17 protein-coding genes are annotated in these 14153 nt (G+C 61.2%); 1 reads left to right on the top strand and 16 read right to left on the bottom strand.

Annotated features, from left to right (window positions below; genetic code table 11):
- Positions 1-97: 97 nt before the first annotated feature.
- The 9 genes from FW796_RS25625 to FW796_RS25585 all read right to left on the bottom strand — a co-directional run bounded on the left by FW796_RS25625 (position 98) and on the right by FW796_RS25585 (position 6371).
- The gene (locus FW796_RS25625) at positions 98-676 is read right to left on the bottom strand and encodes a phage baseplate assembly protein V (RefSeq protein ID WP_060839741.1); all 579 of its coding nucleotides are present in this window, start codon (positions 674-676) and stop codon (positions 98-100) included.
- Complete coding sequence (locus FW796_RS25620) at positions 673-1185, bottom strand: hypothetical protein (RefSeq protein ID WP_446440279.1); 513 nt, start codon at positions 1183-1185, stop codon at positions 673-675. The genes FW796_RS25625 and FW796_RS25620 overlap by 4 nt, the downstream gene beginning before the upstream one ends.
- Positions 1178-1831, bottom strand: a complete 654-nt coding sequence (locus FW796_RS25615) for a hypothetical protein (RefSeq protein WP_446440278.1) — start codon at positions 1829-1831, stop codon at positions 1178-1180. The genes FW796_RS25620 and FW796_RS25615 overlap by 8 nt, the downstream gene beginning before the upstream one ends.
- Positions 1828-2142, bottom strand: coding sequence for a head-tail joining protein (locus FW796_RS25610; protein WP_123394373.1), 315 nt, complete (start codon positions 2140-2142; stop codon positions 1828-1830). Before FW796_RS25610 ends, FW796_RS25615 begins: the two co-directional genes overlap by 4 nt.
- A 2-nt stretch (positions 2143-2144) precedes the next feature.
- Positions 2145-3140, bottom strand: a complete 996-nt coding sequence (locus tag FW796_RS25605; protein ID WP_446440277.1) for a major capsid protein — start codon at positions 3138-3140, stop codon at positions 2145-2147.
- Between the two features lie 63 nt (positions 3141-3203).
- Positions 3204-3548, bottom strand: a complete 345-nt coding sequence (locus FW796_RS25600; protein WP_446440276.1) for a head decoration protein — start codon at positions 3546-3548, stop codon at positions 3204-3206.
- The gene (locus tag FW796_RS25595) at positions 3545-4687 is read right to left on the bottom strand and encodes a head maturation protease, ClpP-related (protein ID WP_446440275.1); all 1143 of its coding nucleotides are present in this window, start codon (positions 4685-4687) and stop codon (positions 3545-3547) included. The genes FW796_RS25600 and FW796_RS25595 overlap by 4 nt, the downstream gene beginning before the upstream one ends.
- A complete protein-coding gene (locus FW796_RS25590) occupies positions 4684-6165 on the bottom strand; it encodes a phage portal protein (protein ID WP_446440274.1) in 1482 nt (493 codons plus the stop codon). The genes FW796_RS25595 and FW796_RS25590 overlap by 4 nt, the downstream gene beginning before the upstream one ends.
- Entirely contained in the window at positions 6165-6371 is a 207-nt protein-coding gene (locus FW796_RS25585; protein ID WP_446440273.1) for a phage head-tail joining protein, read from the bottom strand. Before FW796_RS25585 ends, FW796_RS25590 begins: the two co-directional genes overlap by 1 nt.
- Before the next feature lie 86 nt (positions 6372-6457).
- Here FW796_RS25585 and FW796_RS25580 point away from each other — a divergent pair, with 86 nt between their 5' ends.
- Positions 6458-6889, top strand: a complete 432-nt coding sequence (locus tag FW796_RS25580; RefSeq protein WP_446440272.1) for a hypothetical protein — start codon at positions 6458-6460, stop codon at positions 6887-6889.
- Here FW796_RS25580 and FW796_RS25575 read toward each other — a convergent pair whose 3' ends face one another.
- The 7 genes from FW796_RS25575 to FW796_RS25545 form a co-directional block, all read right to left on the bottom strand.
- On the bottom strand, positions 6890-8878 hold the full coding sequence (locus tag FW796_RS25575) for a phage terminase large subunit family protein (RefSeq protein WP_446440271.1): 1989 nt from the start codon (positions 8876-8878) through the stop codon (positions 6890-6892). It abuts the gene before it with no gap.
- A complete protein-coding gene (locus tag FW796_RS25570; protein WP_161467328.1) occupies positions 8859-9491 on the bottom strand; it encodes a terminase small subunit in 633 nt (210 codons plus the stop codon). Before FW796_RS25570 ends, FW796_RS25575 begins: the two co-directional genes overlap by 20 nt.
- A gap of 207 nt (positions 9492-9698) precedes the next feature.
- Positions 9699-10043 carry a phage holin family protein gene (locus tag FW796_RS25565; protein WP_404937079.1) on the bottom strand — a complete coding sequence of 115 codons (345 nt, stop codon included), beginning with the start codon at positions 10041-10043 and terminating at the stop codon, positions 9699-9701.
- A gap of 520 nt (positions 10044-10563) precedes the next feature.
- Complete coding sequence (locus FW796_RS25560; protein ID WP_161467326.1) at positions 10564-10929, bottom strand: PA0613 family protein; 366 nt, start codon at positions 10927-10929, stop codon at positions 10564-10566.
- Positions 10922-13141, bottom strand: a complete 2220-nt coding sequence (locus FW796_RS25555; RefSeq protein WP_446440270.1) for a VapE domain-containing protein — start codon at positions 13139-13141, stop codon at positions 10922-10924. The genes FW796_RS25560 and FW796_RS25555 overlap by 8 nt, the downstream gene beginning before the upstream one ends.
- Positions 13134-13358 carry a TraR/DksA family transcriptional regulator gene (locus FW796_RS25550; RefSeq protein ID WP_060839754.1) on the bottom strand — a complete coding sequence of 75 codons (225 nt, stop codon included), beginning with the start codon at positions 13356-13358 and terminating at the stop codon, positions 13134-13136. Before FW796_RS25550 ends, FW796_RS25555 begins: the two co-directional genes overlap by 8 nt.
- Entirely contained in the window at positions 13351-13869 is a 519-nt protein-coding gene (locus FW796_RS25545; protein WP_446440269.1) for a phage regulatory CII family protein, read from the bottom strand. The genes FW796_RS25550 and FW796_RS25545 overlap by 8 nt, the downstream gene beginning before the upstream one ends.
- Positions 13870-14153 lie beyond the last annotated feature (284 nt).

Genomic DNA, 14153 nt, shown 5'->3' with positions numbered 1-14153 from the left:
TCAGCCAATGATTCCTTACCCCACTAGTGCAAAGTGGCAAGTCAAACAAAATAAAAGGAACAACCGCCGGAAGTGCTCCGCACTCCGGCGTATCCTTTTAATGCTTATGGTTCGCTGTATTGCCGGTGGTATCAACAATTCTGCCGCCGCCATTGATGTCACCAGCAACACTCAATGCTCCAACGATTTGGACATTTCCCTCAAGGGTGATTTCTCCTGCTAGCAGGATGGTTGAGGCCTTGCCAGCAATCGAGTCGTCAGTAACCACCGCCGAGCTGCTGCCGACCTGAATGGTCACCGTTCCGCTGGGCAGGTTGATGCTGTAGCTCTTGGTCTGCCAGTCGTAGACCAGCGAACCGCCATCATCGAAGCGCCAGACCTCGACGTGGTCGCGGTTGTCTGGCTGCGCACCAGCGTTGCCGTACAGGCCAGGCACAAACGTACCTTGTGCTGGTTCACCGCTGGGGCTGATCAAGGCTCCCTGCTCACCCAGACTCGGCGCCCGCCAGTGCCGAGCCTTACCGGCAGCTTGGCTGTGCCAGCGAACCCAGGCGCTGGTCCAGCCGGCACCATCAGAAACCCGCACCGTCCCGCCAGCGAGATCCACGCCCACCACGCTACAAGGGATGATCAGGCCGGCCAACATACGATCATGCTGTGCGCTGACGTAGCTCACGACAACTCCTCCGGACGGACATCACCGACACCCTCACCCAGGTTAAACACCAACGTGCCCGGCGGCTGATCAGGCCACGGCCATTCCTCTTTGCCGAGGTATATCCCCTGGGTCCACTCCACAACCCAGACCGCGTACCCATCCAGCTCAGGCCGCGTCCAGTCCTGGGCAGACCGCACAAACTCGGCGGCAGTTACTTCGACGCCCCAGGTCTGCATGCGCAACAGCACCGCAATCTGCGAAGCGACAAAGGCCGCTTGTTGCTGGCACTGGGGCAGTTCAGATCCCACGATTACTCGCGCCTCAAAGCGAGCCTCCAGCGCCGTCTCGCCGGTCATCTGATCGGTACCCGGCTCCAGCTCCACCAGTTCAATCACCACCGCCGGAATAGCCATACGCTCAAGCATGTCAGGCATGACCGCTACATAAGCCAACCCAGGGATGGCATCGCGAATATGTTGCTCTATCGCGCTGTACAACTGGTCCAGGCTGAAAGGTTCATCAGGCACGTTTGCCACCTCGCAGATACTTCTGCAGCTCAAAGTTCAGTTCCTGTTCGAGGATCTCCAGCAGCCTTTCATCGGCACGCCTGACCCACTCATCAAAGATCGGCCGTACGTCATCCAGCGACACCTTGGCCTTGGCCAGGGGGAAGCGGTTGTCGTTCTCGTTGATGAAGCCGGAACGCCGCTTTCCCTCCCGTGTTTCGGGATAGTCGCTCGGGTCGTAGTGCTTGCTGCCAGTCCGAATCCAGATATCGGCCTGACTGCCATAGACCTTCTTGAAGAAGGCACCCTGATAGCGCCGCCCCGCGACCGACACACCCGAGCGATTCTGGCGGGCTCGACCTATCCGGCTCGACTCAATCGGGTTGATGCCGAACCAGAGCTTGCCCTGCCCGTTGCTGTTGATGGGATAAGCCCGCAACCGCTGGCGAACAGCCCCGACCGCAATGCGCTCCTTGCTGCTGACAGCCCTGGCGATGTAGGTCCGCAACCAACGCAAGGTCTTGTTGATCGCCCGGCGCTGGGCCGCTGCCGCTGCCTTGGGCACCACGGCCGCAAAGTCCTTGAACGCCTGCATATCGACGGCCGAGGGCTGCAGCGTGATCATGCCTTCGCTGGCCGATTGCCGTGCGTAGCTGCCGATGCTCATGGATTGATCCTCAGAATGAGACTGACCAGGCCATCGCCTCCTGGCTCAATCAGAACCAAGGTGTACAGGCCACCTCCATCGTGCGCGGGCAGATCGATGCGCACCTGCTGACGTACCTCTACCCCCTCGGCATCCGATACACGGATCACCAGATGTGGCTCGCGCAAGCCCGTATTCATCTTGCCGAGCTTGGGTTGCAGCCAAGGCGCCGAGAACATCCCCAGCACCTCGCGCCCTTCGATATAGGCCGTATCCCCCAGCGCCTCGAACACCGCATCGTCAACATCGGCGACCAGCTCGCGAATGCCCACGGCTACATCTCCAGCAGAATCTGCGCCAGTGGCCGCGTGCACAGATGCAGCGGGTTCGACTGCGCTTCACCGGCCATGCCCTTGCCGAACGGCATCGGCTCGATCTTGCTGTAGTACGGCAGGCCCTCGGTGTTGACCGTCTCCATGTAGTCGGCCGGGGCAAACACCGAGATGTACAGATCCGGCACGCCCTCGGGAATCAGCAGCGCCTTGTCGTCATGAACAAAGGAAACCCCAGCAACCTTGCCGCGATAGCGCTCCCAGACGATGCCACCGAACTCGAAGCTCTCGCGGGCATCCCCCCGCAGTGCTGCAGCCTGCTGGGTGTTGAGGAAGGTTTGCTTGACCTTCTCGTGGACGATCAGCTTGTTCCAGAAGTTCTTGCCACAAAACGCCCGTGCTCCGGTGCTGGTGATACTGCCCAAGGCATCTTCTTGCAGGTCCAGGGCCTCACCGCATTTGACGCGGATTTCAGTGGCAGGATCGTTGAGCCCCATCGGCATCTTTTTGCGAGTCACCCCAAAGGTCTTGTAGATGTCCAACAGCACCGTCTTGCCGTCCGCATCGAGGATCTGGCCGTTCAAGGCACCCATGCGCTGGAATTCGTGGGTGGCGTCCAACTGTCGACGGCACTTGGCCAGGCGTTTGTTAACCACGTCCTGCACCGACTGCAGCTCACTGCGGGTACCGAAGGCGCGGATGCCCTGGATCTCGTCGGCCTTGATGGCGAAGCGTTCCGGCAGGTGCACGGTGTTAAACGGGATCAGGTTGCGCTTGCTACCACCGACCACCAGGCCCGAGGTGCCACGCTCGCCCGCAGGGACCAGGGCGATGGTGTCGCCGTCCTTCTCGATCTGCACCGTCAGGGTGGTAATACCCTGCTCCTGGAACAGGCCCAGGCTGCCGATACGACCCGGGAGATACTCCTGATCGTTGATCGCCGCCGTCAGCGAAGAAACAGAAAACGCGTCGTCGTTAAAGATCTCAATGTCAGCCATGAAGCAATCTCCAGAAAGCAAAAAACCCGCAAAGGCGGGCTCGGTAAACGAGGGTGAATCGCCCTAGCGGACGAACACAAAATGAGTGGCCAGGGCCTTCTCGACGGCTGGGTCCAGGCCGGTCAGGTGCGCTTCGCTGACCTCGGCCAAACGCACTACAGCGCGGCCACGGCGGACCACATCCGACTCGCCCAAGGGGCCATAGAGGATGGCCTGGGCGTTTTCGCTGCCGTCCTCGGCGGTCGGGTTGTAAGGGGCAAACTCACCGGTAGCCACCACCAGGCCGAGGATCTGCCCCGGCTCCAGGGCTGGGCCCGCCGCCACATTGATGGCTTCGCGGGAAATGGTGCCGGCCCCTTCGGACAGCAGGAATTCACCCGCATGCATCGGCTCACGTTGAATGGTCATGGTCTAGCTCCTTTTGCGGATGGGTTTCGTGCGGCCTGGCGAGCGGCCCAGATGGAGGGCTGATCAATCTGTTTGGCCTGCACTTTGGGTGGTGGATCTGCTTCAAGCGGCAGGCTGTTGTCGATCTCGAAACCCTTGCCGCTGCCCACCAGCTTGTCGAACAGCCGCGCCCGCACAGCGGCGGCATCCAGACCGGCCGCCACATACTCGGCACTGAACTCAGGCAAACGGGCGGCCACGCACAGATCGTTGATGGCTTTGGCCCGGGTCAAACCCGCCTGGACAACGGCCTCGCTTTCCAGCTGGGTGGACTTCAACAGCGGCTCGATCAGGTTGCTGATACCGGCAGCTGTGCAGCGCTGGGTGACCAGCAGCGCAAGCTGTGCGGCATCCACCACCGGAGCCGGCTCTGGCGGATCGGCTGGCACGTGCGGATCGGGCTGCGGCGCTTCATCCAATTGGGCCAGCAGCTCAGCCGGCGCATTGTGAAAGCGTTGCAGCGCGGCGCCCTGGCCCAAGCAAGCTTTGACCGTGACACCGTCGCCCACCTCGTCCGCCAGGCCCAGGGCAACTGCCTCGTTCGCCGTCAGCCACGTTTCGGCATCAACGAGGCGCCGCAGCTCCTCCTCATCGATGTCCGGTGCCTTGGCCTTATACGCGGCGATGATGGCTTCCATGGTCTGGTCGAGCACCTGGGCCACCTTGCGAAAGTCCTCGGCATCACCCGAGGCGTAGGTCCAGGGGTTGTGAATCATCAGCATGGCATTGGCCGCGATCACCACCCGGTGAGCACCGCACACTGCAACGCTGGCGGCACTGGCGGCCAGGGCGTCGATACGGCCCGTGCAGCGTTCCCCCAGCCGCGACAGCGCGTTGTGAATTGCCAGGCCGTCGAACAGATCACCGCCGATGCTGTTAAACGCGGCAATCACCGGAGACGCGCCGTCGTCAAGGACCCGCAGATCCTGCACAAACTGATTGGCCGTCACGCCCCAGGTACCGATCTCGCCATACACGAAGACTTCAATGCTGCGCTGTTCGGCTTCGCCGCTGGCCCGCAGGGTGTACCAGGATTGGTCCTTGACCGGCACCAGCTTGCCGGCCTTGTCGTAAACGCGCACCTGCGCTTTCTTGCTCATGGTTGCTCCTTGTCGTCGACAGGATCGACGCCTTCGTGAGTTCTGTAGTTGAGTTTTAGGCGCTCGGCCCTTTCCTGATCCGCCGCGTTCTCGGCGTCGACCGTTTCTGCGTCGTAACCCGTGCGCAGCACCATCTCGCTGCGCGAGGCAAAGCCGGCCTGCACTTCCATGCGTCGGGCTTGAACGTCCTGCACTGGCTGGATGTAGGCCCAGCCTTGAGGCACCCAACGGGTACGCAGGTAATCACGGCGTCGTTGCGCGTAGTCCTCCAGCTGCAGCGCGCCCGAGAGCACGGCCATGTCCATCCAAGCCGCCCGGACAGGGCGGCACAGCTGGTGCACGTAAACGCCGAACTGCAGTTGCTCCAGGCGGCGCCGGAACTCATTGAGCACCACCCGCAGCGCCCGGTCGTTGATCTCGCGCATGTCACCCGTGAGGATCTCGTAGGGCGTGCCGGTACCCGCTGCAGCAGCCATCAGTTGCTGCCGCATGAAGTCGGGGTAGTTGTTGCCCGCGTCCGGCGGCTTGGAAAACTCGACCTCCTCACCCGGCCCCAGCTCCTGCATCGTGCCCGGCTCCAGTGCCACCATCGGCGTGAAGCCATCGCGGTCCGCCATTAGCGGCTGGCCGGTGACTGGATCTCGCGGCGCGGGCCCCGTCTCGGGCGTCGGCCGCGAAATGAAACCGGCGAACAGGTTCGCCACCTCCTGCCGGAACAACACAGCGTCGTCGTAGTTGTCGAGGCTGCGCAGGCGCTTGAGCACCGGCGACAAACGCGGAACGCCACGCAACTGACCAGGCTCTATCGGTTCGAAGATGTGCAGCACCTGGGACGCTGGCACCCGTACCAGCTGGTTAAAGCCGCCGTTCAACGACGATGAGTCCCCCGGGTGCGAGCGATACATCCAGTACGCCACCCGCTTGCCCATGGCGTTGAACTCGATCCCGGCTCGAATGACATTGCCGTCGCGGGTGCTTTCAAACTTGTCATGAGGCACGAACTCCGGCGCCAGCAGTTGCAATTGCAGCGGCACCGCCAAGCCTTCGCTCAGACTGCGAGGACGCAGGCGCACAAAGCACTCGCCCGACGTCTCGACCGTTCGAGCCGCCAGGGCCTGCAGGCCATAGAAGTCGGTCAACTCATCGGCGTCCGACTCATCCACCCAGTCCTCCCACAGCTCCTGCAGCAGCTTGCGCAAGTCGTGGTCATCCGTCCGTGGCCTGGGGTTGATCCCGGTGCCGATCAGGTTGCTGACCCGCTTGTCGATCACGTTGAACGCATACGGGTCGTTGCGTACCGCCGCCCGAGAACGCGAGCGCAGGTTGCGCAAGGCCGGGGTATTGACGGTATTGATGCCGTTGTCGGGGGCATCCCAGCCCGAGGAACGGCGCCCCTCTCCGGCGCCCTCGTAACTGGCCTTGATATTGGACGGCAGCAAGAAACCGTTACGGGTCAGCGTCGGAAAGTGGCGAGCCATTACAGTCCCTTGCCTCCATGGAAAAGCCGGATCACGCGAGCGCGTGGTCCGGCTGCTGCACTCAAGCTGCCCCGGATCTCCTCGCGGGCCCTGAGCAGTTCATCCACCGTGCGGTACTCCACGGTGCGGTCGCCATAGCGCACGGTTTTTTCACCGCGAGCGATAGCGCCCTCGATAGCGTCGAGGTGTTTGCGTGTAAAAGACATAGACTAACTCTCAATTCGAAAAATAAGTGCTATAACTGGCAACGCATCCTCGCTCCGTCATCCTTAAAGCCGCATTTGAGAGAGTTATGGCCACAAGTAATATTGAAAATTTCGACATACTTACAGGTAGAATCTTAGGTCTCCTGTACATGAAATTCCCCATGCCCATAACGCTTGGTGCAGATCAATTTATAGATTTTAAAAAGCAACCAGACTCCCAGAAAAAATTTCTGCGAAAGGTCGATTTTTTCATGGCAACCGCTAATTGGCTCGCTGAGTCCGGCTACATCAGGCACTCCGGCGTAGTCGGAAACTCACTGCACAGTGCGGTGCTTACATCACAAGGACTTCTGGTACTTAAAGCTTTCCCTGATAGTTTAGAACCTAAGTTCACTATTGGAGAAAGGCTAGCCAAATTCGGCAAGGAGGAAAGTAAAGAAGCATTCCGTGCGTTAGTTGCTGAAGCCTTAGGTTTGGGGGCCAAAGCAATTAGTCCCATGTTGGGAGTTACATCTTAACTATCGACTCCTCAAGTAACCACTATGAGTTATGCGGCGCCCAGATACCGGCGCCGCTATTGGTTGAACAACAGCGCTGGTGCTATGGCAGCTTTCTGCAATATCTATTCTTGGCGTAGAGGTTTCTCTTTCCCCAGACATCTCATCAAATAGACCAGTTTGCGCCATAGCACTTCGCACGCGGTCCCAGTCGGATTCAAGGTAGCGATTGATGCCCAGGTAATGCGCCATCGCCAGGCAGTACACCATCAGGTCTAGCGCCTCGTTCCGGTCGGCCTTGCCCTTCACCCACTCGATGCGCTTGTGGCCTTTGATGTAGCGCGCCACCTTGCTCTCGGCCACACACTGGTCGAAGAACTCATCGGGCAAGTCATTGGCAAAGTGCAAAGCACCCGGCCCGTTCTCGAAGGGATAGCGGTTATAGATCCAGTCCTTGGCGGTATCGGTACCGACAAACCACAGCTCGGCGCCGTTGCGTTCGGTCTGCCCCTTCCAGGTCACGTCCACCATCGACGGCCGCTGGGCGATCACTGGCCGACCTGGCTTGCTCGCACCCTTGATGGCGAAGACGTTGCGCCAACGGCGGAGCCGGCAGAACTGATAAACCTCATCCGTGTGATGCCCGCCCGAGTCGACGCCTGCGGCAAGGATCGCCAGACCGACGCCGCAGGGGTGCCGGTAACGCGCCTTGAGCTTCTCATCCAGCACCGCCCAGGTCTGTTCGTTCGCCGGGTCGCCCCAGATCACCTGATGGTCAATCACCCAGCGCTCCATGCCGACACCGAAGCCCATCACCATCAGCTCCAGGCGGTTGGCCTGGACGTCGACAGCCGCGGTCAGCATCAGCACACCGGCTGGCATCGACCCGAGGCAATAGCTTTCAAGCCGCGCCCGATCCCGCAGCACATGGGCCTTGGTCTGCTCTTGCGCGCTGTCCCAAACCTTGGCAAGCCGGGTGTTGTAGAACACCTGCATCGGCTCCAGATCGCCCTTGGCCTGAGCCTTCTTGGCCTTCTCGAACTGCCGCGCCAGCGTGCGCCAGTCCATCCAGCCAGGTGGCGAGTACAAGGCGTTGAGGTGGAAACCAACTGTCTCGCCATCGCCCTGGGCATGCGAACGCCACTCACCCTGGGCCAGCATCCACCCCTTGTGATACTCCTCGATCAGCACGTCACACTCGGGCCCAGCGCACTGGTAATGCGCCATGGTGAAGTCCGCCGAGTACAGCAAGCGCTCCCACTCCAACACCTGCCGGTGCCCGCAATGCGGACAGGGCACGTAGTAGTAACGCTGGTCGCTGGACTCGAACAGATCGCTGATCCGCGAGGCCCCCTTGATCGTGGGCGAACTGGAGAAGTAAAACTTGGCGTTGCGGCCAAAGGTACTGCCCCGGGTTTCCGCCAGTTCGATGGGGTCACCCTCCTCGCCGACGTCCACTTCCCAACGGTCCACCTCATCGCCGTACACATAGCGCGCCGAGAGCTCTGCCAAGTTCGCAGCAGACCCCGCCGTCGTCACGTACAACGACCCGCCTTCAAACTCCTTGGTGTCCATGGTGTTGCGCGAATCCCGCGAGCGGCTGGATGCCACCCGTTCGCGCAGTACAGGCGTGGCCTTGATGGTCTTGCCGATCCGTGAAGACACCCGTTTGGCCAGGCCCAGGCTGGGCAGCAACGTCAGAATGTTGGACGGTGCCATGTGGATCAGGCCGCCGATCCAGTTCAAGGCAATCTGAGTTTTCATCAACTGCGAGGCCACCATGGTGACCACGCGCTTGCAGGGGTGAGCCGGTGACAGGCAGCGCATGGGCTCCCGGGCATAAGGCGTCCGCGAGGTCCGGTACTGGCCCGGCTCAGCGGCGCCGGTATCGCGGGGGATGCGCATGTACTCATCCGCCCATTCATCAATCCACACATCCGGGTCAGGCTGCAGGCCACGAAAGTAGGCCTCGCGGTAAACCTCCGCGCCGTCAGGTCTGGCCAGGTTCATTGACTACCTCCCAGTTGGTTTCAAGGGTGTGGCCAAAGTCCTCCGCAGACATGCGGCTGGCCTCTTCCAGCCGTGTGCGTAAGGCTGCCGTGAGGTGCCTTTCGATCTCCCAGGCGTCGGTCATCGCGGCAAGCTCAGGCGCGAGCTGCGGCGGCATACCCAGCAGCGTGTCGCGTAGCATGCGGCCGGCGTTGTAGGCACCGGACTGCACCGCTGTGACCTCCACGGTCGAGCCCTGGACCTTGTTAAATTCCGCCTCGGCCAGCTGTGCCAGATAGTACTCGCGGTGAGCGCGAGCCTTTTGAAAGTCTGGCTGCTTGCCCGGCGCGGTAGCCAATGGCTGCGGCGCAGCCGTGGAAGTCGGCTCGGCAAGTGGGGTGAGTTGGCTGTGAACATCGCGCTGGACACGATCCTGTTGATGGCGAGCCGAGACAGCGGCCTTGCTCGGGTCTGCGGTTTCAGCAATGAGGGCTTGAGTGGCCAAGACGTCGACCTTCTTGCCATCCGGCGAAAGCACCAACCGGTTGTTGTCTTTGAGCCAGGTGATGTAGCTGGGCGACCTGCCGATGCGAGCCGCGAAGGCGCTCTTTGACAGGTAGGTTGGTTCTGTCATGAGCCCTCCTTTTTCAACGGCTTTTCAATCGAACCTTTCAATTTCAATGGATTGAATTTCAGTAAGCTGGCAGCCCTGCCGCTAACGAAGTCCCGCGGGTTTCCGAGCCCGTGTCCTCGGGAGCTTCCCAGGGTCCCCGGCGTTTTTTTCACGCCCCAAATCGGTGCAAAAACCCTGAAAGCCGCGTATTACGTGGCCTCTAGCGCATCAACCCCGATCCTCAGTGACAGGCGGCACCTTGCACACCCCGATCCGCTTCGCCGCCCACCGCTCGTAAAGGCCAATGGCAACATCCGCCCCGGCCATCGCCGTCAGGCAGCCAAAGGCGCCCGCCGTCCACACCGACACCCCGGCACCAATCAGCAACATCATTGCCGCCATCCCGCAGACGATACAGGCACCGGACCGCAGCGCGAGGCGCCGCAACAGGGCCCACCCTCGCGCCCCTTCCTTGTCTGCTCGCCACATCTCGCCGGACACGCCGCCCACCAGGGCAAGGACGATCACTAACCAGATCGGCATCTCTGCCAGTGCTTGTTGCTCGTTCGTCATCGCCTGCCCCTTAAACGCAAAAACCCGGCGCAAGGGCCGGGTTTGGTGTGTGGGTGCCTGCCGCTCTCTGCGGTCGCACCTATCGAAGATGGCTACTTTTTACAGGTGGATTTTACTGGCAGCAACCCTGTTTTAACGCCACCCGGTGAATGTCTAGTGAACGCCTAGGCAATGTCGGCGAATATCTTTATTTCGGCTATCAGCGCCTTGGGCGCTGTCCTGCCTGTCCCACTGATAGTGAGTCAGGCAGGACAGCTACAGGCCCCGAAATACAAGGCTCTGCCCTACTGTCCTACCTCTGTCTTTCCTTTCTCGCCTGTAAGAAGAAATTGAAAGGCACGCGTGCGCGCCCACGGCGCGTAGTGTGTGCCCGCTGCGCTCATGTGTGCGCATGACGCGCTGAGAGGTTGGACAGTAGGACAGCCCACGAATGACAAGGCCCGCGCTTGTCCTGCTGCGTTAAAACGCAGTCGGACAAGGCGAGCCAGTAGGACAGCAGCAGACGCAGCCAGGGTAAGGCTCAAGCAGCCCTCCCCATGAGCAATCCGTCGATGTACACGTGAGCCTCATGCAAACGCAGGTAGTACGTCCTGGCACTACAGCCGCAGTGCAGCATCTTCTGCGAGAGCAGGCTGTCGTGATTGCAGTAATGCTCCATCACCACCAGGGCCAGCTCGGGCGGCAGGTGCTTGTTGACGATCAGCTCGATATCGGCCGATTCATCCAGCAGCACCCGGCTGCCCCGGGTACCCCGTATCAGCTCGCCTTTGCACTCCATCAGCATGGCGATCATATTGCCGCCGCCTGCGGTGCCGATGGCTAGGGTCGTGGGCATGTGCAGATCCTGAGCCCAGAGTTTGAGCATCTCGTCGATTCGCTTAATCAAAGCAAGGCTCCTCCTCCATCGGCGCCACCTGCAATGCAGATCCGCGCCCCCAGTTGGTCGGCTTCTGATAGGCCCATGGGCGTATACCACTCTTGGCCAGTGCCGGCATACGCCTCTTGCGCCACCCCAGCCGATGCATAATCGCACCCACGCGCATCTGCTCCGGCTTCCCCCAGTGACTGGGATCGATCTTCAGAACCTCAGCCAGGATCTGACTGCCGGTGGTGGTTTCCCCCAGGTGCGACTCCTCCAGCCACTTCAGGATCGGCACCTCCCATTCATCCACCACAAAGCGCTCTTCCTGCGCCTCGGCGAACAACGGCGCTTCATCGCGGATCACCCACCAGATATCGCCAGCCTGATAGCAGAACATCGCCTCGGCCCAGAGCTGGTCGCGGATCTGTCGCAGTTGCTCCAGGTCGACCTTGGTGCAGGCCACAGGCCAATAACGCCGGTTGCCGGTGGCGTCCTTGAGGTATTCATCCTGGTTGGTGGTGCCCACGAAAACACACTGGCGTGGCACGTCCATCGTTCTGCGGCCGTAGCTCTCGCGGTAGGTGTCCACCGAGGCCGAGAAGAACTGCTTGGCCTTGGTCGATTCGGCCTTGTTGAAGCTGTCCAACTCGCCCAGCTCGATGATCCACTTGCCCCGGATCGCCTGGAACGCATCCTTATCGCCCAGGGTAAACGGCGTGTCCATAAACCACGAACCGCCGAGAATGCTCATCGCCGTAGACTTACCGGCGCCCTGGGCGCCTTCCAGAATCATCACCGAGTCCGCCTTGCAACCCGGCGCCATCACCCGGCCCACCGCCGAGACCATCCAGCGCTTGCCGACCTTTGAGCTGTAGTCGGTCGGTTCCACGCCCATGATCTCGGTGAGCCAGAAGTCGAGCCGGGGCACGCGGTCCCACTCAAGGCCGCGCAGGTAATTGCGCACCGGGTGAAACGCTCGATAGTGCGCCACCACACTCACCGCCTCGATCACGTTGCCGACCTTGACCCGCAGGTTGTACTGCTGCGCGAGCCACTTCATCACCAGCATGTCGTCGATGTCGGCCCAGTCGCCAGTGTCGCCACCATAGGGCGGTACCCGAAGCTTGACGATCTTGGCGCTGAACGAACAGAAGCCAATCACCCCGGCCCAGCGCTCATCATTGCTCAGGATCAGTTCAACGTTCTGCATGTGCGCGATCAGCATGCCGCTGTCGCTGCGGGCCAACTGATCCCGCCAGCCGCCCGCGGCGGGTGGCCTGACCACCGCCAGCACCTGACGACGCACTGCCTCCAAACCTTCGGCGCAGTGCAGGTCGTTGAAGTCGGTCCACTTGATCTCCCGCTCGCCGGAAAAAATCGGGGCCACCACCTGGCCGCCGACCACCGTTGCCGCATTTTCAGCACGCTCTCTGCCGGGGTTCCAGGGCTCACCGTTGGCCCGCTTGGTCTTCCAGTCATCATCTCGACAAACGATGATCGGGCACCCAGCAAAGCGCTCACGCATGGCCTTGCACACCGGCATGAGATTACCCGCATCAAAGGCGATGGCCACGGTCAACGAGGTTGCCATATGCAGGCTGGCGCCGGTGGCGTAGCCCTCACACACCAGCACCGGCTCGCCGGGTTCAGGGTGCGGACCGATCAGGTGGAAAGCGCCCTCTTTCGACAAACCATAGGGCCAATAGGACTTGTCGCGCCCGGTTTCTTCCTGCCTTTCGGGATAGATCACCTGCAAGCCGACGATCTGATCGCGTACGTTGCTCATGGGCACCAAAAACGCCCCCGAACGTGGCGCATAGCGCACCCCGAAGCCCACCACTTGCTTGCGGTCCAGGTAGATGCTCTTGCCCTTCTCCGGCATGCGCTTGAACAACCCGGCGGCACGCTTTGCCGCACGACGCGCTGCATTGGCGGCGACTTCCGCCGCCCGGCGTTTCGCCTCTTCCTGCCGGGCGCGCATCACCTCACGCTCCTCGGCACTCATCCGCCCGGGTTTGACCTTAATCTTCTGTGTCACACCCGAACGCCAGTCGCCAAAGCTGCCGAAAATCAGGGTTTCGCCCTTCTCGGTGCGATGCTCATGCACCACGTACCAGCCGTTTTTCTCCTTGCCCTTATCCTGCGCCGTCTTGCAGCGAGTGAGCTTGCCGAACACCAGCGGCTGCGCGGGCTCCAGGCCGCAATCGGCGAACTGCCCCAAGACCTCATCAAGCATGGCGGGCCCTCCGCACATCATCGATCTCCTGACAGGTCACACACATGGTGCAACCCGGCTGCGCCAAGCGGCGCGCTTCGGGAATAGGACCGTCACAGTCTTCGCAGATGAGGAAGGAATGCGCCGCCAGCTCAGGTCTCAGCAACTGACGCGCCGCGAGCGCTTGATCAAGGCGCTCTTGCACCAGATCGTTGGCAAAATCCGCAATGTCAGCCATGGTTCGCCCCCCGAGTGGTCTGGTTGACGTAACAGGCACGGTTAAACATCCCCAGCAGCCCCTGTATACCGCGAAACACCTGCAGACGAATTTCGGCCAGCTCGGCATCGCTCACCACGCCATCACCGATGCTCTTGGCCCAGGTGTCGGCCAGGTCGGCAACCTGACGAAAATACACCGCGATGCCCGTGGTCAGCGTCTCCGGCATGTCGTTGGTGTAAGCCTCAGCCAACTCCTGCCAGATCGTGTCCCCTACCAAGGCATGCACCGCATCGAGAATGCGCCGGTCCTTGGTCAGTTCCAAAATCTCGCCGAATTCTTGAATGTTGATGCTGTGGCTAGGGTGGGTGGGAGACAGCTTGTGTTGCAGCGTGGTCGGGTTGCGGCCGGTGGTGGCGGCGATGGCAGCGGCGCCGCCGGGATAGTCCCGGGCAGCATGGTAAAGCGCGAGATCGAGCGGCAGGATTTCCCGCTTGGCCCGCTCAACAGAGTTCAGAGCAATACGGCTCATGGCATTAATCCTTGTAAGTTGCCAGTGCCGCGCGGCATGCAGTGGTGTTACATTTGCCGCGTGGCTTGTAAGGGCCCAAACGCCGGCTAGATCTTCGGGATCGACACCGGCACCGTGCCGAGGCGAACAATCCGTTGTTCACCTCTGGCGCAACAGCTGCCCAATCTGTGGTGGAGAAGGCAGCAACCCAAGGCTTCCGAGCCTTGAAAGCGCGGTTGAAGTAGACGTTTTTGCATGTGGTGTGCACGCCTACCTAAACCGCGACCCGGCGACACTGTGGTGGT

This window comes from Pseudomonas sp. 910_21 (genome assembly GCF_052850735.1).
This window is presented reverse-complemented; position numbering and strand designations above follow the sequence as displayed.